Annotated in this window: 25 protein-coding genes, 1 riboswitch and 1 other annotated feature; of the genes, 1 reads left to right on the forward strand and 24 read right to left on the reverse strand. The window is 31.8% G+C overall.

The window, feature by feature from the left end:
- Positions 1–3: 3 nt before the first annotated feature.
- The 23 genes from pfkA to Q0U66_RS00745 form a co-directional block, all read right to left on the reverse strand.
- A complete protein-coding gene (gene pfkA / locus Q0U66_RS00635; protein WP_103981503.1) occupies positions 4–963 on the reverse strand; it encodes a 6-phosphofructokinase in 960 nt (319 codons plus the stop codon).
- An 8-nt stretch (positions 964–971) separates the two neighbouring features.
- Positions 972–4,436 carry a DNA polymerase III subunit alpha gene (locus Q0U66_RS00640; protein ID WP_297376392.1) on the reverse strand — a complete coding sequence of 1,155 codons (3,465 nt, stop codon included), beginning with the start codon at positions 4,434–4,436 and terminating at the stop codon, positions 972–974.
- Positions 4,433–4,888, reverse strand: a complete 456-nt coding sequence (locus Q0U66_RS00645; RefSeq protein WP_297376394.1) for a nucleoside deaminase — start codon at positions 4,886–4,888, stop codon at positions 4,433–4,435. The genes Q0U66_RS00640 and Q0U66_RS00645 overlap by 4 nt, the downstream gene beginning before the upstream one ends.
- Before the next feature lie 114 nt (positions 4,889–5,002).
- Entirely contained in the window at positions 5,003–6,178 is a 1,176-nt protein-coding gene (gene metK, locus Q0U66_RS00650; protein ID WP_297376396.1) for a methionine adenosyltransferase, read from the reverse strand.
- Positions 6,179–6,253: 75 nt separating this feature from the next.
- Positions 6,254–6,348: riboswitch (SAM riboswitch) on the reverse strand.
- A gap of 50 nt (positions 6,349–6,398) precedes the next feature.
- A complete protein-coding gene (locus Q0U66_RS00655; protein WP_297376398.1) occupies positions 6,399–7,118 on the reverse strand; it encodes an epoxyqueuosine reductase QueH in 720 nt (239 codons plus the stop codon).
- Between the two features lie 120 nt (positions 7,119–7,238).
- Positions 7,239–8,162, reverse strand: a complete 924-nt coding sequence (locus Q0U66_RS00660) for a 2-dehydropantoate 2-reductase (protein WP_297376400.1) — start codon at positions 8,160–8,162, stop codon at positions 7,239–7,241.
- Between the two features lie 98 nt (positions 8,163–8,260).
- Positions 8,261–9,328, reverse strand: coding sequence for a PTS sugar transporter subunit IIC (locus Q0U66_RS00665; RefSeq protein ID WP_297376402.1), 1,068 nt, complete (start codon positions 9,326–9,328; stop codon positions 8,261–8,263).
- A gap of 168 nt (positions 9,329–9,496) precedes the next feature.
- Complete coding sequence (rplL, locus tag Q0U66_RS00670) at positions 9,497–9,880, reverse strand: 50S ribosomal protein L7/L12 (protein WP_103981509.1); 384 nt, start codon at positions 9,878–9,880, stop codon at positions 9,497–9,499.
- A 17-nt stretch (positions 9,881–9,897) separates the two neighbouring features.
- Positions 9,898–10,431, reverse strand: a complete 534-nt coding sequence (gene rplJ, locus Q0U66_RS00675; RefSeq protein ID WP_297376406.1) for a 50S ribosomal protein L10 — start codon at positions 10,429–10,431, stop codon at positions 9,898–9,900.
- A gap of 36 nt (positions 10,432–10,467) precedes the next feature.
- Positions 10,468–10,588, reverse strand: a sequence feature (ribosomal protein L10 leader region).
- Positions 10,589–10,623: 35 nt separating this feature from the next.
- Positions 10,624–11,331 carry a 50S ribosomal protein L1 gene (gene rplA / locus Q0U66_RS00680; RefSeq protein WP_297376408.1) on the reverse strand — a complete coding sequence of 236 codons (708 nt, stop codon included), beginning with the start codon at positions 11,329–11,331 and terminating at the stop codon, positions 10,624–10,626.
- 37 nt (positions 11,332–11,368) lie between these two features.
- Positions 11,369–11,794, reverse strand: coding sequence for a 50S ribosomal protein L11 (gene rplK, locus Q0U66_RS00685; RefSeq protein WP_103981512.1), 426 nt, complete (start codon positions 11,792–11,794; stop codon positions 11,369–11,371).
- Between the two features lie 59 nt (positions 11,795–11,853).
- A complete protein-coding gene (nusG, locus tag Q0U66_RS00690; protein WP_297376428.1) occupies positions 11,854–12,399 on the reverse strand; it encodes a transcription termination/antitermination protein NusG in 546 nt (181 codons plus the stop codon).
- Positions 12,400–12,415: 16 nt separating this feature from the next.
- On the reverse strand, positions 12,416–12,601 hold the full coding sequence (gene secE, locus Q0U66_RS00695) for a preprotein translocase subunit SecE (protein ID WP_297376430.1): 186 nt from the start codon (positions 12,599–12,601) through the stop codon (positions 12,416–12,418).
- A 9-nt stretch (positions 12,602–12,610) separates the two neighbouring features.
- Positions 12,611–12,760 (reverse strand): 50S ribosomal protein L33, encoded by a 150-nt coding sequence (gene rpmG, locus Q0U66_RS00700; RefSeq protein WP_103981515.1) that lies wholly within the window; start codon positions 12,758–12,760, stop codon positions 12,611–12,613.
- 110 nt (positions 12,761–12,870) lie between these two features.
- Positions 12,871–14,295: a hypothetical protein gene (locus Q0U66_RS00705; RefSeq protein WP_297376433.1), complete on the reverse strand. Its 1,425-nt coding sequence runs from the start codon at positions 14,293–14,295 to the stop codon at positions 12,871–12,873.
- A 202-nt stretch (positions 14,296–14,497) separates the two neighbouring features.
- Positions 14,498–15,193, reverse strand: coding sequence for an ATP-binding cassette domain-containing protein (locus Q0U66_RS00710; protein WP_297376436.1), 696 nt, complete (start codon positions 15,191–15,193; stop codon positions 14,498–14,500).
- A gap of 11 nt (positions 15,194–15,204) precedes the next feature.
- A complete protein-coding gene (gene thiD, locus Q0U66_RS00715) occupies positions 15,205–15,996 on the reverse strand; it encodes a bifunctional hydroxymethylpyrimidine kinase/phosphomethylpyrimidine kinase (RefSeq protein ID WP_297376438.1) in 792 nt (263 codons plus the stop codon).
- Positions 15,997–16,006: 10 nt separating this feature from the next.
- Entirely contained in the window at positions 16,007–17,497 is a 1,491-nt protein-coding gene (locus Q0U66_RS00720) for a shikimate kinase (protein WP_297376440.1), read from the reverse strand.
- Between the two features lie 62 nt (positions 17,498–17,559).
- Positions 17,560–18,078, reverse strand: coding sequence for an adenine phosphoribosyltransferase (locus Q0U66_RS00725; protein ID WP_297376442.1), 519 nt, complete (start codon positions 18,076–18,078; stop codon positions 17,560–17,562).
- 62 nt (positions 18,079–18,140) lie between these two features.
- Positions 18,141–18,992, reverse strand: a complete 852-nt coding sequence (locus Q0U66_RS00730) for a metallophosphoesterase (protein WP_297376444.1) — start codon at positions 18,990–18,992, stop codon at positions 18,141–18,143.
- Between the two features lie 26 nt (positions 18,993–19,018).
- Entirely contained in the window at positions 19,019–19,366 is a 348-nt protein-coding gene (locus tag Q0U66_RS00735; protein WP_297376446.1) for a type II toxin-antitoxin system PemK/MazF family toxin, read from the reverse strand.
- A 3-nt stretch (positions 19,367–19,369) separates the two neighbouring features.
- Positions 19,370–20,479, reverse strand: coding sequence for an alanine racemase (gene alr, locus Q0U66_RS00740; protein ID WP_297376448.1), 1,110 nt, complete (start codon positions 20,477–20,479; stop codon positions 19,370–19,372).
- The gene (locus tag Q0U66_RS00745; protein WP_297376450.1) at positions 20,469–21,698 is read right to left on the reverse strand and encodes an NAD(P)H-hydrate dehydratase; all 1,230 of its coding nucleotides are present in this window, start codon (positions 21,696–21,698) and stop codon (positions 20,469–20,471) included. Before Q0U66_RS00745 ends, alr begins: the two co-directional genes overlap by 11 nt.
- 102 nt (positions 21,699–21,800) lie before the next feature.
- On the opposite strand from Q0U66_RS00745, the gene Q0U66_RS00750 reads away from it, so the two are divergent.
- Positions 21,801–22,307 (forward strand): hypothetical protein, encoded by a 507-nt coding sequence (locus Q0U66_RS00750; protein WP_297376452.1) that lies wholly within the window; start codon positions 21,801–21,803, stop codon positions 22,305–22,307.
- A 44-nt stretch (positions 22,308–22,351) separates the two neighbouring features.
- Here the strand turns inward: Q0U66_RS00750 and mnmA are convergent.
- On the reverse strand, positions 22,352–23,391 hold a 1,040-nt coding region (mnmA, locus tag Q0U66_RS00755; protein WP_297376454.1), incomplete at its 5' end, for a tRNA 2-thiouridine(34) synthase MnmA.

Consider the following 23,391-nt stretch of genomic DNA (forward strand, 5'->3'; position numbering starts at 1 on the left):
AGATTAATAAGATAATACATCTGATAATTCATACAGTTCTTTGTTAAATTCTTCTTTTGTTTTTACAGCTTCTGTTATAGGCATATTAAAGATTTTACCACCCTTATAACCTATAGCTTGTGAACTTTGGCCTTCAAGCAATAAATCAACTGCTTTTACACCCATTTCACTTGCCATTACAACATCTTTATATATAGGGCTTCCACCTCTTTGTATATGACCTAGTACTGTGTGCTTTGTATCATTTTGTGTCTTTTCTTTTATTTCATTAACTATTTCAGGAATATTATCAACACCTTCAGCTACTACAATAATGTGGTGTTTCTTTCCTCTTGCTCTAGTTTTTATTATTTTGTCACAAATAGCATCAATTGAGAAATCAACTTCAGGAACTATTATTGATTCGGCTCCACCTGCTATACCAGCATATAAAGCAATATCACCGCAATGTCTTCCCATTACTTCTACTACATTTACCCTTCCATGAGATCCAGAAGTATCTCTTAATCTTCTTATAGAATCAACTACAGTCTCTGTAGCTGTCGGGAAACCAATAGTCAATTCAGTAAAGCCCATATCGTTATCAATAGTACCTGGTATACCAATAGTTTTTATACCTCTTTTATGTAAAGCATAAGCTCCTAGGAAAGATCCATCTCCCCCTATAACTACTAAACCTTCTATACCATGCTTTTTAATTACTTCAACAGCTTTTTCTTGGCCTTCATCAGATTCCATTTCTGGTGATCTAGCTGTACCTAAGATAGTACCACCCAATGATATGATATTGTCAACTGACTGTAGGCTCATATCTTCTACTTGATCAGACATTAAACCAGCATATCCATTTAAGATAGCCTTAACTTTCAAACCCTTAGCTAGGGCTGATCGAGTGACAGCTCTAACAGCAGCATTCATTCCTGGTGCATCACCACCAGAAGTCAAAATACCGATTGTTTTCATCATTCCTCCTATTTAATAACAATGTTATCTTTTCCTAATAAATTTTCTAATTCACTTAATAGACTTTTATCTTTTAAGTTTACTTGTATACTTTTTAGTGAATACATATTTTTTAAGTCTTCAAAGTACACAAAGACTTCATTTTCGCCCTTGTATGCTAGAAGAACATTTTTAACTTTTTTGTACTTTTCTTTATCATTAGATAATAATTTTAGGTAAAGATTTGTATCATCTTCCATTATACCATTAGTTTGTGAACTTTTCGAGAAATTTTCCTTATTTATTTCAGTAACTTCATTTAATATTATACTTGGATTTTTATCATCTGAAATTTGTAGCCTACCTTTTATTAAAAGAGCCTTATCTTCAAGCATTAGGGACTTGAACTTTTCATAATAATTTGGAAAAACTACAACTTCAATAGTCCCATAATCATCTTCCATTTCTAAGAAGGCCATAGCTTGATTTTTTCTAGTAATTATCTTCTTTACAGAAGTGACAAGACCTCCAAATACAACATATTTATTGTCAAGATTCTTATTTTCATCCATCAAATCCAAACTTGTAAAGTTGACCAAAGATTTTACTAATTCGCCATATTCACTATAGGGATGGTCAGTAATATAGACTCCTAAATATTCTTTTTCATAATTTAAGAATTCTCTCTTAGGAAACTCATCTATATCAGGAATATCAAAGTTTTTTGAGGATTCATCAAGCATGGAAAATATATCTTCTTGTCCAAGTAGGTTGTTTTTACCCCTATCTAGGTAAGATTCATATACATTTGGATAAATTCTCATCATTTGAGACCTTTTCAAGCCAAAGCTATCTAAGGCTCCAGATAAAATCAAGGCTTCAAGATAAGATTTTGTTAAGCTCGCCTTATCATCTTGTACCATTCTTTCTACGAAATTTTCAAAGGAAGTGAATAGTCCATTTTCTTTTCTTTCATCAACAATGGATTTAATGATATTGTGGCCAACTGTTTTTATTGCATCAAGTCCTATTCTAATCTTTCCCTTGTCGACTGAAAATTTACCATATGAAGAATTAACGCATGGGAGTAAAATGTCTATGCCCATACTTTTAGCTTCTTTTATGTATAGGTATACCTTAGAAGCATTGCCCATAACTGATGATAAGAGGGCAGCCATAAACTCTTCAGGATAGTAGACTTTTAAGTAAGCTGTTTGCATGGCAACTAAAGAATAGGCTGCTGAATGTGATTTGTTGAAGGCATATTTAGCAAAGTCTATCATTAAGTCGTAAATTTTGTTTGCTATTTTAGGATCTATACCCTTACGGCTAGTTCCTTCAATTTCAACAACACCATTGTTCACCCTACCATTAACAAAATATTCTCTATTTTCTTCCATGATTTCCATTTTCTTTTTACCCATGGCCCTTCTTAGGTTGTCAGCCTCTCCAAGTGAGAATCCTGCTAACTTTTGAACTATTTGCATTACCTGTTCCTGGAAAACTATGGTTCCATAGCTTGCCTTCAAAATTGATTCAAGCATTGGATGTAAATAGGTTATTTCTTCTGGATTGTGCCTGTTTTTAATATAGTTTGGAATTTCATTCATAGGACCTGGTCTAAATAAAGAGTTTGCAGCTATCAAATCATCAAACCTGCTCGGCTTTAACTTTGATAAGAAGTTTCTCATTCCAGCAGATTCAAACTGAAATATACCAATCGTCTCAGCCTTATTAAATAGTTCTAAAACCTTTTTATCTTCAAGGTCAATATTGTCAATATCAACATCAATACCCCTATTGTATTTCACCTGTTTTATAGCGTCACTTATTACAGTGAGGGTTCTTAAGCCAAGGAAGTCCATCTTCAATAGGCCTAACTCTTCTAACTCAATCATATTATATTGGGTAGAAATTTGGTCACCATTTCTAAGTAGTGGAACAAATTCATCTACAGCTTTCGATGCTATTACAACTCCAGCCGCATGGGTTGAAGTATGCCTAGGCATCCCCTCAACTTCTTTAGCCATATCTATCAACTCTCTACTTGTTTGGTCTTCCTGGTAGGCTTTTCTAAATTCTTCAGATTGAACTAGGGCCTTTTCAATAGTTATGTCTAATTCTTGTGGTATCAATTTTGCTATCTTGTCAACCTTAGCATAGTCTATATCCAAGACCCTACCCACATCTCTGATGGCATTTCTTGCAGCCATTGTACCAAAGGTCACGATTTGAGCAACTTTTTCTTCCCCATATTTGGCCTTAACATAGTCTATAACTTCATCCCTTCTTTCATAGCAAAAGTCTATATCTATATCTGGCATGGATACTCTTTCAGGGTTTAGAAATCTTTCAAAAAGCAAATCATACTTAAGCGGGTCTAGGCCTGTAATACCTAGTGCATAAGCAACTAAAGATCCTGCTGCTGAACCCCTTCCTGGTCCTACTGGTATATCGTGTTTTTTAGCATAATCTATAAAATCCCAAACAATCAAGAAATAATCAGTAAAACCCATTTGTTGAATCATATTTAATTCATAGTCAGCTCTTTCTGTGATTTCTTTATCTAATTCCTCATACCTAGCTTCAAGTCCCTTATAAACCAATTCTCTTAAATATTGGTCATGGTCTTTGTCTACTGTGAAATTAGGTAGGTGCATGGTATCAAAATCTAATGTTATATTGCACCTATCTGCTATTAAATTAGTATTTTCTAAAGCTTGCGGATAGTCAGAAAAGAGTTCATACATTTCCTCAGGCTTTTTGAAATAAAATTGACTATTTGGAAAACTCATTCTATTAGTCTGGTTTATTGTAGCAGCTGTACCTATTGCTAACAACACATCTTGAGCTTTTGAATCTTCTTGGTCTGTGTAATGGACATCATTAGTAGCTACCATAGGTATATTTAACTCTTCGGATAGTCTTTTTTGTAAAATATTAACCTTTTTCTGTTCAGGCAATCCGTGGTCTTGAATCTCTAAGTAAAAATTATTTTGCCCAAAAATTTGATTGTATTCTTTGGCTGCTTTTTTAGCACCTTCATAATCATCATATTTTAAATATTCTTGCACTTCTCCAGATAAACAGGCTGATAGACATATAATACCTTTAGAATATTTCTTTAAAAATTCCTTGTCCACCCTAGGTTTATAGTAAAAACCATGAACATAGGCTTCAGAAACTATCTTAACTAGGTTATGATATCCCTCGTTATTTTCAGCTAATAGAACAAGGTGGTATCTTTTATTCTCTCTAGTTTTTATTAAATGAGATTGTTCGCTCACATAAATCTCACAACCTATGATAGGCTTTATTCCTTTAGCCTTTGCTTTTTTGTAAAATTCAACCACGCCAAACATTACACCATGGTCTGTAATAGCTACAGAATCCATGCCATATTCTTGGGCCCTATCTAAAACTTTGTCTATTTTACTAAAGCCATCTAAAAGGCTGTATTGGGTATGAAGGTGTAAATGTGTAAATTTTCTCATTTTATCTCTCTTAATTTTCTAAAAAAATCTTGAATTAACTTTTTCGCTTCATTTTCTCTAATAGCAGGGATAATATTTACCCTATGGTTCAAGCTTGGTACTTGCATGATATTAAATACTGAATCCGCAAATCCCCTATTTTCATCCTTGCAGCCATAAACCAAGGTATCTATCCTAGCATTCACAATGGCACCTGCACACATGGCACAAGGTTCTACACTTGTAAATAAATAGACTCCATTTAATCTCCAATCTCCAAGATGGCTTTGAGCTTCTTTTATAGCATTTATTTCTGCATGAGCCAAAGAAGATTTGTCTGTTTCTATCGTATTGTGGCCTCTTCCTATGATCTCACCGTTTAAAACAACAACAGCACCTATAGGAACTTCATCTTTTTCTAGAGACTTTTTTGCTTCTTCAATTGCCTGATCCATGTAATATTCTAAGTCCATATTTTCTCCTATTAAAATTATAGCATATAGCTTTAATTTTAATATATAAATAAGAAAGTCAGGAAGCATTCCTACACTTCCTGACTCCTATTTAATTAAAAAATATTTTAATTTTTATAAGTATTTTTTCAACTGGTCAACCTTATCAAGTTTTTCCCATGTAAAACTTTCTTCACTTCTTCCAAAATGTCCATAAGCTGCAGTTTTTTTATAAATTGGATTTAGTAAATCAAGCTTGTCTATAATAGCCTTTGGTCTTAAGTCAAAGTTTTCTTTAACTATTTCAGTTAACTTGTCATCGTCTAATTTACCTGTACCATAAGAATCAACATAGATAGATACTGGTTTAGCAACACCTATAGCATAGGCCACGCCAACTTCTAACTTATCAGCAAGTCCAGCTGCAACCATATTTTTAGCTATATATCTTGCCATATAGGTTGCTGACCTATCTACCTTTGATGGATCTTTACCTGAAAAGGCTCCACCGCCATGTCTAGAAAAACCACCATAGGTATCTACTATTATTTTTCTACCAGTTAAGCCTACATCAGATTGAGGTCCACCTATTACAAACCTACCTGTTGGATTTACTAGATATTTGGTATCGTCATCTACTAATTCACTCGGAATTACCTCTTTTATCACTTTTTCTATAACATCTTTTTTGATAGTATCCAAGCTTATATGGTCATCGTGTTGGGTGGATACTAAAACTGTATCTATTCTTTTAGCTAGGCCATCTACATATTCCACTGTTACTTGTGATTTTCCATCTGGTCTTAAGTAATCTATGGTATTGTCTTCTCTTAAATCTGCTAGTTTTTTAGCTAACTTGTGGGATAATACTAAAGGCATTGGCATGTATTCTTCAGTTTCATTGCAAGCATAACCAAATACAATACCTTGGTCTCCTGCCCCAATTTGATCATATGGGTCACTACTTTCTTCTTTAATTTCTAGAGAATTATCAACACCTAAAGCAATATCTGCTGACTGTTCATTTATATCCACAAGTATTTTTATTCCATCTGCTGTAAATCCGTATTCTTCCTTATTATAACCAATTTCATCTATAGTTTTTCTAGCAATTTCTTCAACATCAACATTTGCTGTAGAAGATATTTCCCCAGTGATGAATACTAAATTTGGAGACGCCATTACTTCACATGCTACTCTAGCATTTTTATCTTGGGCTAAATATGCATCTAAAATAGAATCTGAGATTTGATCACATACCTTATCTGGGTGACCTTGAGTAACTGACTCAGATGTAAGTAGTTTTTTCATTTTTCCTTCCTTTCTTTATATCTTTATCAATTCTTTTTTAAATAAAAAATAGCTTACCTGATTGGTAAGCTTAAAATCTTATCTTTCAGGTTGTCCTGCGGAATTTAGCACCTAATTTAATAGGTTGCCGGGCTTCAACGGGTCCGTCCCTCTGCCACTCTTGATAAAATATATATTTAATTTGCTATATGAGTATATATCTTTGTTAGGCTAAAGTCAACTAATTGTTGTTAGTATGTATACCTTTAAGGTCTTCTTTCAGTTCTTTATCTAATTGGTCTTCACTTTTTAATTCCATATTTTTCATTCTTTCTTGGGCTTCTTTTAGAGAAAATACACACCCACAATAGTTTTGCCTATAGACATCATATTGGTTACATAATTCTATAGATCTTTTAAAACCATTTTTCTTTTTGAAATCCGCATAAAGATAAGAAATATCATATTTATTTTCTAATAATTCTCCTAAACGATTTATCAAATCAGCATTTTTATGTGGAGATATGGAAAGTGTTGTAGTGAAATAGTCGTATCCATGCTCCTTAGCATATTTAGCAGCTTCATTTAATCTTAAATCAAAACATAAACCACATCTTAATCCACCCTCTTTGTCATTTTCAAATCCTTTTACTGCATCAAAATATTCTTGAGGGTTGTATTCTGCTTGGATTAATTCAATTTTATTTACCTTATTAACTAGGTCTATAAATCTTTTTTGTTCTGCCTCTCTTTTATAATATTCTTCAGAAGGATGAACATTTGGATTGTAATATAAAACTCCTATATCAAAGTGAGGTGAAAGATATTCTAATACATAAGTTGAGCAAGGAGCACAACAAGAATGCAAGAGTAATTTAGGAATCCCTTCTTTTTCTGCTTCCTTAGCCAATATATCTTCCATTTTTTTCTGATAATTAATTTTTGATCTTGTCTTTTCCATATATTCTCCCATAAATATATTATAAATATATATAATATTATCACTTTTACTATTATATGACAAAAAGGCTTATAACTTAACAAGTTACAAGCCTTTTATAAAGTCTAATTCAATATATTATTATTTAATTCCTAATACTTTTTCTTTAGTGTGAATTAAATCAGTTATTAATTCACAATATGGTGTGTCAATTCCGAATTCTTTACCTTTTCTAGCAACAGCACCATTTAAGTAGTCAATTTCTGTAGGTCTATGATTTTGAACTAAGTCTTGGTGCATTGATGGGTAATGTGCAGCTGCAACTTCACTTGTGTGCATTACATAATCAGTAATTTCTTTTTCGTCTAATTTCACACCTGAAGCTTCACCAACTAATACAAATTCATGGATGATTTTTTTAACTACTCTTAGACCTTCTTCTGTAGCAAACAATTCTCCAATTGTACAGTCTAATAAAGCACAGTTAGAATTCATTGTACCGTTAACACATGCTTTTCTCCAAATTGAAGGTAAAACATCTTCATCATAGGTTACATTCAATTTAGCATCATTCATCATATCAACTAATTTTTCTGCACCTTCTTTACCACTTTCATCTATAGATTGTAAGTTAACTGTACCTGTAGCTGATAAGTGAACTTTACCAGGTCCTTTTAGTCCTGCAGTCCATACAGTTACTCCCATGATTATATCCTTTTCTGGGATGTATTGTTTAATAACATCTTCATGTCCTAAACCGTTTAATAGGCATAATACTTTTGTATCTTCCCCAATAATTTGTTGGATACTTTCTAACATAGTAGGTAATTGCATAGCTTTTGTAAATAGAATAATGTAATCTGCTTCTTCTGTTGCTTCAGTAGGTTTCATTATTTCCATTTTAACATTGTCATTGATATCGCCTTCTACTTGTAAGCCATTTTCTTTAATAGCTTTGATATGGTCTTCCCACATATCTAATAAAATTACATCATATCCTGCTTTTTGTAGTTGGTAACCAAATCTACAACCCATAGCGCCTGCGCCTGCAATATATGTTAACATAATTATCTCCTTTATTTTTTCTAAATATATTGTTTCCTATTTTATTATAACATTTTAAAGTTTGTTATATTATAAACTCTACTTTTAATTATACTTAGTTAACCTTTGAATTTAAATATTTCAGCATCATAGATGTTTAATACATCACACATCACTTTATTTACTATAAATCCTACAGCAAATGGTACTACTATCCAAGTTAATACCATAACTAAGACCCCTATATTTCCACCATTTAATGCTGCTAGAGGTGATACTAACCCTACTAAACCGAATCCAGCTGTTCCTGGTGTACCAACCATGTTTAGTATTGGAACACTTAATGAGCTGATAGCTGCTGTTATTGCAACTGGCAATCCAATTATTGGATTTGTTAAGAAATTTGGCATCATCATCTTCATAGCACCTAAACCAATAGCAACAGGAACACCTGCTTTATTAGATTTCATAGTTGCCCATACTAAAAATGCTGCTGCTGCAGCAACCCCCATACCAGCTGCTGCTGAAGATATACCATTTAATCCTATTGCTAAACCTATAGCTACTGTTGATATAGGGCTTATAATTATAATTGAGAATGATACTGCAATTAAAATACTCATTATCATTGGTTGTAATGTAGTAAATGAGTTAATACCTTGCCCTATTACAGCTGTAATCATTGATACATAAGGTAATGTTAATGTTCCTATAAAACCTACACCTGCTCCAACTATAATTGGCATTAAAACTAAGTTTAGAGAACCTAATTTATCTCCAATCCATTTTACTACTAAAACAGCTAAGGCTGCTGTAAGCATTGTATTGATAACATCACCTATTCCTGACAATTGGAAAATAAATGTTGGATCAGCGTTTCCTACTGTAGCATTGATGTATTTCCATGCTCCAGATCCTATAAAGGCTGCACCACCAACACATGATGATTGAATAGGATTTAATTTAAATTGCATAGCAATTAAATAACCAGCCATTACTGATGTCAAGAATTGAAATACTTGTACAACGTGTAAGAAATCAGCAGCTATTTGATTGGATGCTAATGGTTTTAAGAATGTAGCTAAGATTGCATTTGGTATTAAGGCTACAACTATAGCTATGGTTGCTCCATTTAATACTTTTAATATAAAAGAACCAACAGTTTCTCTGTTTTTTACTTCTGTCATAATTTACTCCTTGTTAAAACTAATATTTTTACCACCAATAAGAGATTGGAGGAATCAAATATAGCTAAATATAATTAATAATAATAATTTATGAATTTAAAATAAAAAATGGCTTAAATATATTATAATTAAGCCATTAATTTATTTTTGTTTAACTTGTAAAATTAATTATTTTAATTCTACTGAAGCACCAGCTTCTTCTAATTTTTCTTTGATTTGGTTAGCTTCGTCTGCTGGAACACCTTCTTTAACTGCTTTTGGTGCACCGTCAACTAATTCTTTAGCTTCTTTTAATCCTAAACCTGTAATTTCTCTAACTACTTTGATTACATTGATTTTACCTGAACCAGCACTTGTTAATACTACATCAAAGTCTGATTTTTCTTCTGCTGCAGCTGCTTCTCCACCTGCTGCTGGTGCTGCTGCTACTGCTGCTACTGGAGCTGCTGCTGAAACACCAAATTCTTCTTCTAAAGCTTTTACTAATTCTGATAATTCTAATACTGTTAATGATTTTACATCTTCAATTAATTGTGTTAATTTTTCTGACATTTTGTCCTCCTATATAATTATGCTTCTTGTTCTTTTTTTTCTTTTACTGCATTTAATGCATATACTAGACTGCTTAATGTTGCGTTTAACACGCTAGCAAATCCTTGAATAGGTGCGTTCAATCCACCTAATACTTGTGCTAATAAAACTTCCTTTGTTGGTAGTTTTGCTATAGCTTTTACGCTATCGGCATCAACAACCTTTCCATCAATAATACCAGCTTTTACCTTTAAGGCTTCGTGATCTTTTGCAAAATCTACTGATATTTTTGGTCCTTGAACCATGTCCTCGTTACTAAATACAAAACCGTTTGGTCCTGATAAGTATTCTTCATAGCCTTCATAACCTAGTTCAGAAAGAGCTATGTTTACTAAAGTATTTTTGTATACTTTGTAGTTTACACCAGCTTCTCTATATTGCTTTCTAAGTTCTGAAATATCTGCTACATTAAGTCCACGATATTCAACGATTGAGATGGATTTTGAGTTTTCAATAGCTTCTTTGATTTCTTGAACCACAGCTTGTTTGTGTGTCAAAGTTGACTTACTCATTTTTCACCTCCATAGTTACTTTGGCTACTTTCGCATCAATTTATAAAAAAACTCCTCACGAAAAGACGCAAGGAGATAATAATCATTATTATGCTCCTATATAGGATAATTTTTAAGGTTGCCCTCCTATAGTCTTTGGTAGCCTATTTAATATACCTATGAATAATATCACTTTATATAAATAAAGTCAAATTATTTTGTAGCTATTTCTACTATTCTACTTGGATTAATTTTTACTCCAGGTCCCATAGTAGATGTCACAGTTACTGATCTTAAGTATTTACCTTTAGCTGAAGCTGGTTTATCTTTTATAACAGCTGCTAAAAGTGTTTTTACGTTATCAAATAATTGTTCTTCTGTAAATGAAGCTTTACCTACTGGTACGTGAACGATATTTTGCTTATCTGTTCTATATTCTACCTTACCTGATTTAGCTTCTTTAACCGCTTTTGCAACATCCATTGTAACTGTTCCAGTTTTTGGGTTTGGCATTAATCCTCTTGGTCCTAATGCTCTACCAATTTTACCAACTTGACCCATCATATCTGGTGTAGCAATTGCAACATCAAATTCCATCCAACCTTCGTTTTGAACTCTGTCTACTAGGTCTTCACCTGCAAAGTCTGCTCCAGCATCTAAAGCTTCTTGAACTTTTTCACCCTTTGCAAATACTGCTACTCTAACATCTCTACCTGTACCGTGTGGTAGTACTACAGTATTTCTAACTTGTTGGTCTGCGTGTCTTGAGTCAACACCTAATTTAATGTGTAATTCTACTGTTTCATCAAATTTTGCTGTAGCAGCTTTTTTAACTATTGCAACAGCTTCGTCAATTTCATATTGTGTATTTTTATCGTATAATTCCGCTAACGCTTCGTATCTCTTTCCTCTTTTTGGCATTCTTTCCTCCTTGTGGTTTAACGAAAAATTTCTCCCACTAATCTTCTACTGTAATTCCCATTGATCTTGCTGTACCTGCAACCATGCTCATTGCAGATTCTAATGTAGCTGCGTTTAAGTCTGGTTTTTTGATTTCAGCAATTTCTTTAACTTGCTCTTTTGTTAATTTACCAACTTTATTTTTGTTTGGTTCACCTGAAGCTTTGTCCAATCCTAATGCTTTTTTGATTAGTACTGGTGCTGGTGGTGTCTTTGTAATAAATGAAAATGTTCTATCAGCATAAATTGTCAATACTACTGGTATAATCATTCCATTTTGGTCAGCTGTTTGAGCATTAAATGCCTTTGTAAATTCCATAATATTGATACCTGTAGGTCCTAATACTGTACCTACTGGTGGTGCTGGTGTTGCTTTTCCAGCTGGTATTTGTAATTTTACTATTGATTGTACTTTTTTAGCCATTATTTCCTCCTAAATCGCTAATGTGGTTTACGGAGAGTATCCTCCCACTAAATAAGATGCTATTTAAAATAATCGAAAGGTACTTCTGCTGCAGTTTCCCTTCCCAGAAAGTCTATAGTTGCATTAATTGTTTGTTTTTCATAGTTTATTTCTACTACTGTAGCCATATAGCCCTTGAAATTACCTTCAGTTAACTCTATAGAATCTCCCACATTGATTCCTAAATCTTCTGCGTTTAATTTTACCGATATTGGATCTTCAGATTCTATACCAAAGTCTTTTATCTCTTTTGGACTCAAAGGAACTGGGTCCCCATCTGGTCCGATAAAACCTGTAACTCCTCTAGTATTTCTTACCAAATACCAATTCCTGGAATCAACTATCATCTTAATTAGTACATATCCAGGGAAAACTTTTCTTTCTTTAATCTTCTTTTCCCCTCTAACTATATCTTCGTACTCTTCCATAGGAACTCTAACATCGAAAATGTTGTGTGAACTCCCATTTTCTATCATATTTTCTATTTTACTTTTTACTTTGTTTTCATGTCCTGAATAAGTATGAACAACATACCAATTCGCTTGTTCAATATTTTCGTTGTCCATTAGATTCTCCTTCTACTTATACAGTAAATGATAAAATAAAGCGGAATATTGTATCTAGTAATTTAACTAAGATTGACATACCTATTAAAGCTGCAACAACAACTACTGTTGATTTGAAAATTTCATTTTTTGTAGGCCATGTAATCTTTTTAAATTCGTTTCTTATTCCTCTAAAAAAACCTGTTTTCTTTTTTTCTGTCATTTCAAACTCCTATTTAGTTTCTCTATGAAGAGTATGTTTTCCACAGAATTTACAGAATTTGTTTAACTCGATTCTATCTGTAGTATTTGATTTGTTCTTCATTGTGTCGTAGTTTCTTTGCTTACATTCTGTGCAAGCTAGTTTAACTTTATCTCTCATACTTATACCTCCTACTTGAATTTATTAGACGGTAACTCTAATACATCTACATATTCTATAGGAAAAAGAGATAAAAGTCAATGATTCTTTGACTCTTATCTCCTATTTCTTTAATCATGTATTTTAAATCTCTTTGGAGCAAATTTATATACTAAAATACCACCTAAAATTAAATATATTACTACAAATATCAATATATATTTGAAGATTAAATCTTTAGAATCAGATGTTCCAGAAAAGTACATTATCATATAGATAACATAGGTTAAACCAGAATATAGTGGGTTTTTCACCTTTGCACTCTCTGTAAAAGGCTGAAGTAAATAGTATATATATAGGTAATGCATACTAAAAAATAGTAAACCAGCAAATGATATCAATAAGAGTGAAATTGTATAGGCGTATCCAAATGATAGAGATGCACATACTATCAATATCATCCCTAGCATAAATAAATAAGGTAATAAATAATACTTGATTAATTCCACAATTCTTATTTTTATTGATTTTAGTACATTTTCAGATGTCCTATAGTAGGCGTGCCTCATTAGGTCTTTATCCATATTATAAAAACAATATTTCACAAAAAATTCACCAGTATACATAAAGTAAGAAGCTGCAAATATTACATATGGTAGGTAAGATTTTATTTCCTCTATATTTTTAGCATCCTCTGCTATAGATAAGTTAGCGTTTTGTCTAATATATACTGCACCTATACTTATACCTATGAATATAGCAATTTTAATTATATTTCCTATCCTTACCTTTTTCTTCAAAATACTTTTATGCCTATAGAAAAATATTTTATTTATATATTCAATTCCCTTGTAGGAAGAGAAATCTTTTCCATCCACTTTTATTTGTCCATCTTCAGCTTGAAGGCCCATTGCGTCTATTTCAGCTTCTTCAATGCTTTTTAAATCTTTGATAACTAAAAAATTATTAGATATATATCTAATATTGTCGGTTGCCATAAATCTAAATACTAGTATTCCAAATATCACAATGGCTAAAACAAGCATTAATGGATTAAAAAGTACTTGTACATCTATAATTTTTCCTATGCCAATTAAAACTATTAATCCTATAAGCAAGATTACCATTAAAGGATATATGGTATAGTTGTAGATTTTGAATTTGTCCTTTGTTAAGTTTCTCTTCAAAAATATATAAGCAACTATAAATCTCAAGGAATAAGCTATCATAGTAAAGGAAATTATATTTAAATAACTAATATTCACTTGCCCAAAAAATCCACCTGCTATTTTTAATATAATGTAGTAAATTAAGCTAAATGAAATCACATTCAATATAATTTGATAAAAGTATGATGACAAATAATATTTTTTTGGATCTAATTTCATTTGCTTTATAAAAATATAACTGGTCGTATTGTTGGTATAGAAAAAATCGTAATCTCTAAAGGTCCCAATAAGTGTCAAGCCAGCTATATAAAATAAAATCATCTCAGTACTTTTAGACATGCTTACTTCAAAAAAATCTAAAGTCATGGATAAAACAATAAAATACATTACAAGATAATATATTATTTTATTAAATATGGATCTTAAAAATCCAAATAAAATGGACAAAGGTAAAATTAAGAAGTCTATTTTATGGATCCACTTATTTGAGTTTTTAAATAATTTCCCAATTAAAGGAAGTTTTTTCAAAAAATAAAAGAAGCCATTATAGGCTATTAAAAAATTATATTTAGCATTTAAGGATATAGCATCAAACATTTTGTTCCCTCAAAGCATTCACTATTCTTTCTTCATAATTTTCATCCTTTTCTAAATCATTCAAGGATGTTAGTAAACCATCGTTTAACAATACAATTTCATCACAAATGTCCTTAGCAAGGTCTAGCATATGGGTTGATAAAATTATTATATGGTCATTTTTTAGTGACCTGAAAAACTTTTTTATTTCAGCACCAGCCAAAACATCCACGGCTGTTAGTGGTTCGTCTAGGAGAATGATTGGTGGTTGTTGGACATATAGGGCCAATAATGAAGTTTTCGACTTCATACCTGATGAATAATCCTTGATCAACTTGTGTCTATCAACTTCATCAAAATCCATCATGTCAAAATACTGGTCTATATATGAAATTTCGTGTGGTTTGGATATGTCTATTATAAATTTAATATATTCATAACCTGTTAAAAACTCAGGCAAGTAAGGTTCAGCAAAAATCATGCCAATGTCTTCTATTTCAGGTACTCTAGTATTTCCTTCATCTTCATAGGATACTTCACCCTTGTCAGCATTCAGCTCCTTATAAATTATATTAAAAAGAGTAGTTTTACCGGCACCATTCCTGCCCAATAATCCATATATTTTACCTTTTTCAAAAGTGAAATTTAATCCCTTAAGTATTTTTTTATCATCAAAGGATTTTTCTATATCTGTTAAATGCAGCTTCATCTTATCTCCTATTAGTATATTCCCTTAATATCAAACATATGGTCTATAGGGCCCTTACCACCACCTATTTGCAAGTTGGACTCCAATGCCTTACTTACAAATCTTTTGGCCATGATGGCTGACTCCTTTAGACTATAGCCCTTGGCTAAATTAGATGCTAAGGCAGAGGATAAGGTGTCTCCAGTACCCTTTACATTTTTCGTATCAACTTTTTCACCCTTTAACCAAAGAGCTCCTTCTTCAGTATATAAAAGATCATCTGCATCACCATCTGATAAATCAGACTTCGTTAAAACATTTACCTTGTATTTGTTATAAATAATCTCTGCAGCCTTAAGCATGTCTTCCTTATTATTTATTTTTATTCCTGCTAAGATTTCGGTTTCTCCCGCATTTGGTGTGATAACATATGCAAGTGGAATTAATTCTTCCAGCAAGGTTTCAATAGCCTGATCATCTATCAGCTTTATAGTTTTGTAGGACATCATTACAGGATCTACTACAAAATTTTTAAACTTATGTTTTTTTGCTAGGTCAGCTACTTTTCTTATGATATCACTGGTCAACAACATACCAGTTTTTACAGCATCCGCTTCTACATCTTCATAGATTTTATCTACTTGGTTTTCTAAAAAGTCTATCCCTACAGCCCGGCCTCCTAAAAATTCTTTAGTATTTTGTACAGTTAGCAAGGTCACAGCCGATAAGGCGTAAACTTTATGGGCAGTTATAGTTTTTATATCAGCCTGCATACCTGATCCACCAAATGGATCAACACCAGCAATTGTCAATACAGTTTTCATCATTACTCCTTTAAAATAACTCTTCAAAAATATTAACTATTTCATAGGCTACCCCATTGAAATCGCCCTTATTTTCTACAGTGAAGTCAGTAAAGTATTCATAATTAGTTTTTCTATTTTCTCTCATTTTTACTAGGGTATCCATTCCACCTTGGGATAGTGGACGATTTCTGGTAGACAAGTAGGACAAGTCTCTTTCCACCATAAATATTATGGAATTTCTTTTCAGTGGATAATAATTTTCAATTTTTGATACAGCTCCCCCACTTGTTGATATAACTACACCTTTTAGGTCTCCTAGTTTTTCAACTACTAATTTTTCTTTTTGCCTAAATGACTCTTCATCTTTGTTATTTAAATAATCTTGGGGACTAATGCCGTATTCCAAATAGAATTGTCTGTCAAGGTCATAATGCTTCCTATTTAAGAGCTTACCCAACTTCCTACCAATTGTAGTTTTACCAGCCCCTGGCATTCCTACTAATACAATATTTAAATTGTTTTTTATATATTGACTAAGAATATCTTCAAGTTCATAGTCTGTAATTCTCTTTTTAGTCAATATTTCTATACTTTTTTTATCTTGGTACAAGTTTTTATATAAGGAATTAAAGGATTTTATATTTTTATCTTTTGCATCAATTGATAATCTAGTATAAAAATTATTGTTAGAAAAATCTAAAACTAATTCTAAATTGTCAAAATTCTTAATACTGAATTCCTTATATTTTTGATTTTCTTCTAAGTCTACAGTATTTATTAGAACTTGATTGTAATAAACTTGGTAATCTTTAAAATCATCTATGTCTATATGGTCTATCTTTTCCACTCCACACTTATTCAAGACATAGTCTATGGATTTATTTACATCCTTTTTATATAAAACTGCTACCGTCTTATCTCTAAGGTCTATAGCTTCCTTTTGTAAAAATTTTAATAAGCCAACATATTCAGTATTAAAACCATAGTTTTTCTTATTAAATTTTTGAACTAGATTTATTTGACCAATTTCTTTAGTTTGGTCTGTAGAATCTGTAAGATGATCTATTAATTTATATCCACAAGAATCCTTTAATATATATCCTTTGAAATTGTCTCTATTAAGAATGCTTAATAATTCATTAAAATTTTCTACATCAAAATGCTCTATTTTTTGACCAAGTATTTGGTTGAAAATAAATTCTAAGAAATCATCTCTTTTGTCGGATATATAGGCATAATCAGCCCTATACTTTTTAGACAAATCCCTATAGCTTTTGTTTGACATATTATCTAAAAGCTTAAAAATTTCTTTGAGTTCGTAGTCTTCCTGCCTTAAATTGACTTCCGAAAAAGAATTTATTAACTTTTTTTTATTTTCTAAATTATTCTTAAAAATATAACTATTATATTCCTTAGATAGAGCTATTCTCTCTTTTATCAGTGATAGTAAATCACTATCTAAGTCCTTTAGTAAATATTTATAATAATCAATCTTATCTATGTTATTTTTATCTTTCATTTTTAACTACTTTCAAGTATAAAAAAAGTGGTTCATAGTAAGTACAAACCACATTCTTTATATTAATAATCATATTTAACAAGTGAAAAGTTTTTGTAATCCTTGAATAATTCCATGCCATGTAGTTCTTCAAGCTCTATTAAGAATCCTACAGCTGCTATCTCAGCTCCAGCTTCTTCTAATAGATCTAAGGCTGCTTTGGCTGTACCGCCTGTAGCTAATAAATCATCAACTAATAATACCTTATCACCCTTTTTAATAGCATCAGCACTTAACTCAACAGCATTTGTGCCATATTCTAAAGAATATTCTTTTCTTAAAATTTCACCTGGTAACTTTCCTGGTTTTCTTACTGGTATGAAACCTTTACCTAATTTCATAGCCATAGGTGCTGCTAATATAAAACCTCTAGCTTCTACACCTGCTATATAGTCAAATTCTAAATCTTTAACTTCATCTATAATCATATTTATAGCTTCTTGGAAGGCTTCCCCATCCTTAGTTAAAGTAGTAATATCTTTAAAACTTATTCCTTTTTTAGGAAAATCTTCTATAACTCTTATTTTTGATTTTAAATCCATACCATCCTCTATTTCTGTTACTACATATTACCTATACATTTTACAATAAATTTAAATATTACTCAAATATCTATGTACAAATTAATCTTACAAATTTCTGGGCTATTAAAAACCCTCTTTGCTATAGGTAAATTATTTCCAAGCCCCCTTGAATTTACCATATAAGTATCAGCTTGTCTGTATATGCCTCCATCATATTTAGGAAACAATCCATCACCAGGTGCTATCAAACCCCTATTAAAAATCCTAAATTGCCCTCCATGGGTGTGGCCAGAAAAAACTAAGTCTGCTCCAGATTTACTATATGACTCTAAATAGCTAGGTCTATGAGCTAAAAGCAGGTTTAGCTTGTTTGGAACAATTAGTTTATCTAGTTTAGCTTCTACCGTAGCTGTCCCGGCTATATATTTTACTTTTTTATTGTCATAATACTCACTAGGATCTGACAATCCTAGTAAGTTAAAATCTTCTAAATCTATATTTGTATCATCTAAAACTATAATCTTGTTTTTCTCCATATATGCAAGCATTTCCTTATAAAATGGGGAAGCCTTTTCATGGTTACCAGTTACAAAATATACTTTATCGGGATACTTTTCGCTTAAAGCATTTAGTAAGGTCATAGCTCCACCTATATTTTTTTGTAACCTGTCTAGCATATCCCCAGTCAAAAATATAAAATCTGGACTTTCATCAAAAAGATTTATTATTCTTTTTTGATTTTTACCAAAAAGATGATTATGCAAGTCAGAAATATGATAGATAGTATATTTTTTATCCGGCTTATAAGCTTCATCTAGTTTTTTTATTTTTCCATCCTTGATTACAAAACTATAGCTTGTTAACCTTGGAATTTCATTGTCTAAAACAACATAAATTATAAATACTAATAATGCTGCTATTATGTAAATCATTTTAACACTCAATTCAAAATATATTTTTAATCAACTTCTAAAGCCATGGACAAGAGTAGAGCCTGGTCTACCTTTCTCATTACTTTAGCATTTAACTTTCCTACCTTATCTCTCAATCTCCTTTTATCAATAGTCCTTACCTGTTCAAGCAAGACAACCGAGTTTTTTGGAAGTTTAATGTCACCATCTATAGTCACATGGGTAGGCAAATTTGTTTTTCCAGTTTGTGAAGTAATTGCAGCGATAATCACTGTTGGACTGTATTTATTTCCAGTATCATTTTGTATGATCACTACAGGTCTTACTCCACCCTGCTCAGAACCTACAACTGGACTCAAGTCCGCATAGATCACATCTCCTCTTTTTATCTTCAAAACTTACTCCTCATTTATATAAAGTCTTTCTACTCTGGCAGATATAGAAGTCATGATTTCGTAAGAAATAGTTTGAGCCCATTGGGCTACTTGGTCAACACTTATTTCCAAATCTCCTGACTTTCCTATCAAGACTACTTTATCATGTATTTTTATATCAAGACCTGTTACATCTACCATCATTTGATCCATAGTAATTCTACCCAATATCTTAGCTTTTTGTCCATTTATCAAAACATATCCTTGCTTAGATATCAACCTATGGTAGCCATCAGCATATCCTATTGAAATTGTAGCTATTTTTATATGTCCATCCGCTACATATTCTCTTCCGTAAGATACTCCTTCACCTTTTTCTATAAATTTGACATTTGATACCCTTGATTCAAGCTGGAAGGACTCTTCTATATTCAATTTATATGAATCTTTTATATAGGCAGATGGATAAACTCCATACATAGAAATACCAGACCTGATAGCATCATATTTACCAGTAAAATCATAAGCAATTGCCGCAGCATCATTTGATATATGTTTTATTATATGGTCGGATATAGACTTTAGCTTTCTTAAAACCTCTGCAAATATAGCTTCTTGTTTAAGAGTATAGCTTTTATCCTCTTCATCAGCTGTAGACAAATGAGTAAATATTCCTACTATATGAATGTTTGCCATCTTTGATATTTTAATAATTTCTTCCATATGGTCATCGGTATTTTGAAAACCCAACCTATTATGACCTGTTTCTATTTTAATATGTACCTTGATGGGATGTCCCAATTTATTCAATTCTTCAGCTATTTGATAGTTGTAAATAGTAAGGCTTAAGTCATACTTGTATATATCCGGATAATTTTCCGGACATATATAACCTAGTATTAATATTTCTTTGCCTATACCAGCCTGTCTTAATTCGATAGCCTCATTTATATTGGCTACACAAAATCCATCTACTAAACTTTCGATGTTTCGTGCAATTTCTTTAGCCCCTAAACCATAAGCATCAGCCTTTACTACAGCATATAATTTTTTACCAGTATGATTTTTTAATATTTTTATATTGTTTCTTATTTTTTCTAAATCTACTATTAAAATATTAGCATCAGTCTTCATTTATTTCTCCAAAGGCTTGCGGTAAAAATTCAATTATATCACTGGCCCTTAAACTAGTTTGACCATACTTATCCGCAGCCATATCTCCAGCTAGTCCATGTACAAACACAGCTAATTTGAACATATTAAAATTATCATGTCTAGCCAATAAGGCGGCAATTATTCCAGTTAAAACATCACCTGAGCCAGCTGTTGCCATACCTGGATTTCCTGTTGTATTTACATAATAATTTTTATCATTAGCAATTATAGATTTATTCCCCTTTAGGACTATATTAACATGGTATTTGTCTAAAAAGTATTTTACACTTTCTTCCCTATTATATTCAATCTCATTTAAAGTAAATGATGATAATCTAGAAAACTCCATATTGTGTGGTGTTATATAGATATTATCTTTTATAAGGTCTGGATTTTTAGCAAGTTGGTTAATAGCATCAGCATCGACCAAGATAGGTCCATCAAAATTATTTATCACAATTTCAAGAATTTTCTTAGCATGGTCACCTGTACCTAAGCCAGGTCCGATTGCTATTACACTTTTATCTTGGATAAGCTCTAATAGATCGTCTCTTTTGAAATTACCGAAATGTTTGTCCCCATCATCATTCATACTTAAAACTATTTCTTCACAAGTTTTGGCTTCTACTAAAGACGAAATCACTTGAGGCACTAAGAGATAAACCATACCAGCCCCTGACCTCAAAGCAGCATTTCCAGCTAGCATGATAGAGCCAGTCATCCCTTTACTGCCACCTATTATCATCACTCTTCCATAGTCATATTTATTAGAATTATTTGATCTTTTCAATAATTTACTAGAAAATTCCTTATATTCTTTATGCTCTTTCTTATCAAATACAAGCTTTGCTACAGCTACGGCATAGTGTCCATCATGGCTAATATTTATTTCTATAGCCTTGGCATTTTTATCTTTAAGCAAGCTTTGTATATCATTGTTAAGTTCGTTTACATAAGGCGAACCATCGGCATTATGCAAGATTTCTATACTCTTAAAAACGAGTTCTTTTGATATGCCAGTTTTAAAAGCCTTGGCTACAGCTTCTTTAGCCGCAAGCATGCCAGCAATTGAATGGGCATTGAAAGATTTGCTTTCTAAATATTCAATTTCTGCATCTGTAAATATTCTAGTTAAAAACCTATCTCTTTCAGATAATCTTTCTATCCTGGATACTTCAACTATATCAACACCTAGCATAATACCCTCCTTATGTTATATAATTAATTTTATCATAAATATTGCTTTTTTATGAAAATATAGTTAACTTTAATAATATAGAATAACTTTAAGGAGGAATCTATGTCATATTATGGATTTTTTGATGAAATTAACCATATTGTAAAACAACCCATTGCTTTCAAATCTATATTGGTAGACCCTAGCAAGTTAAATATAACGTCAAACTTTCCAGAAGCAAAAAGACATTGTGCATCTGTAACCTCTGCAAATATTGAAGAGATACTTGATGGAAATGCTTGCTATCCAGACCATTATAAGAAAATTGGTAATGGACCTGTTATTTCCTTTAACAGAAAAACCAAAAAAATAATGAAAAATCTAAATTATGAAAGTAAGTTTATTAATAAAATAGATTTCATAAAAAATTCAATAGACCAAGATAAACTTGTAAGCTTGTTATTGATGAGAACCCCACTTGATTGGCATTGGATCTTATGTATTGGTTATATAGAATATGAAGATAAGACTATAGTTTTAAGAATCTTTGATAACTGGTCAAATAAAATTAGGTATTATATTCCAAATAAAGGATCTAAAATTATATCAGCAACCGCTTATCATAAATAAAAAAGTTAGCCTAGTAATCAATACTAAAGCTAACTTTTTTACTTTTAAACTTTTAATTTTTTGTCACCATTATAAACTTCATCTATGATTGCTGATCCTATACAAACTTCCCCATCATAAAAGACAGCCGCTTGACCAGGAGTAACTGATTTTATATGGTCATAGATCACTTCTACATTTCCATCATCTAAAAACTTCACCTTTACAGGAATATCTTTCTGTCTATATCTAAATTTGGCTTGGGCTTCAAATTCTTTTTTATCAAAATCTTTTAATGAACTAGCAAAGTTTGAAGCTATCAACCTGTTTGAATATAAAAGCTCATTTGTTGAACCTTGACAAACTAAAAGTTGATTTTTTTCTAAATCCTTACCACATACAAACCAAGCTTCTCCATCACCACCTATACCTAGACCCTTTCTTTGGCCAATAGTATGGTACATAAGTCCATGGTGTTTACCCATTACTTTACCTGTTTCTACATCAACCATTTCTCCTGGTTGAGCAGGTAGGTAGTTTGATAAGAATTCATTGAAGTTTCTTTCACCTATAAAGCATATACCTGTAGAATCCTTCTTTTTAGCTGTTGCCAAATTATTTTCTTCTGCAATTTTTCTTACTTCAGATTTTTGTAATTCTCCTACAGGAAACATTACATCCTTTATTTGATCTTGGCTCAATTGGGATAAGAAGTAGGTTTGGTCCTTATTGTTGTCAAGACCTCTTAGCATTTCAACAGATCCGTCTTCATTTCTTCTAATCCTTGCATAGTGCCCAGTAGCTAAATAATCAGCTCCCAAGTCTTTTGCGAAGTTTAAAAAGGCTTTGAACTTGATTTCCTTGTTACACATGATATCAGGATTTGGTGTTCTGCCTTTTTTATATTCGTCTAAAAAGTACGAGAATACCCTGTCATAGTATTCTTCTTCAAAATTTATTGAATAGATTGGTATGCCAATTTCTTCTGCAACAGCAGCCGCATCCTTGTAGTCTTCCTCTGCTGTACAAAATCCTTGGTCATTGGTGTCATCCCAGTTTTTCATAAAGACACCAACAACATCATAACCTTGGTCTTTTAAAAGAA

This window comes from uncultured Helcococcus sp., assembly GCF_946998255.1.
GTDB lineage: Bacteria > Bacillota > Clostridia > Tissierellales > Peptoniphilaceae > Helcococcus.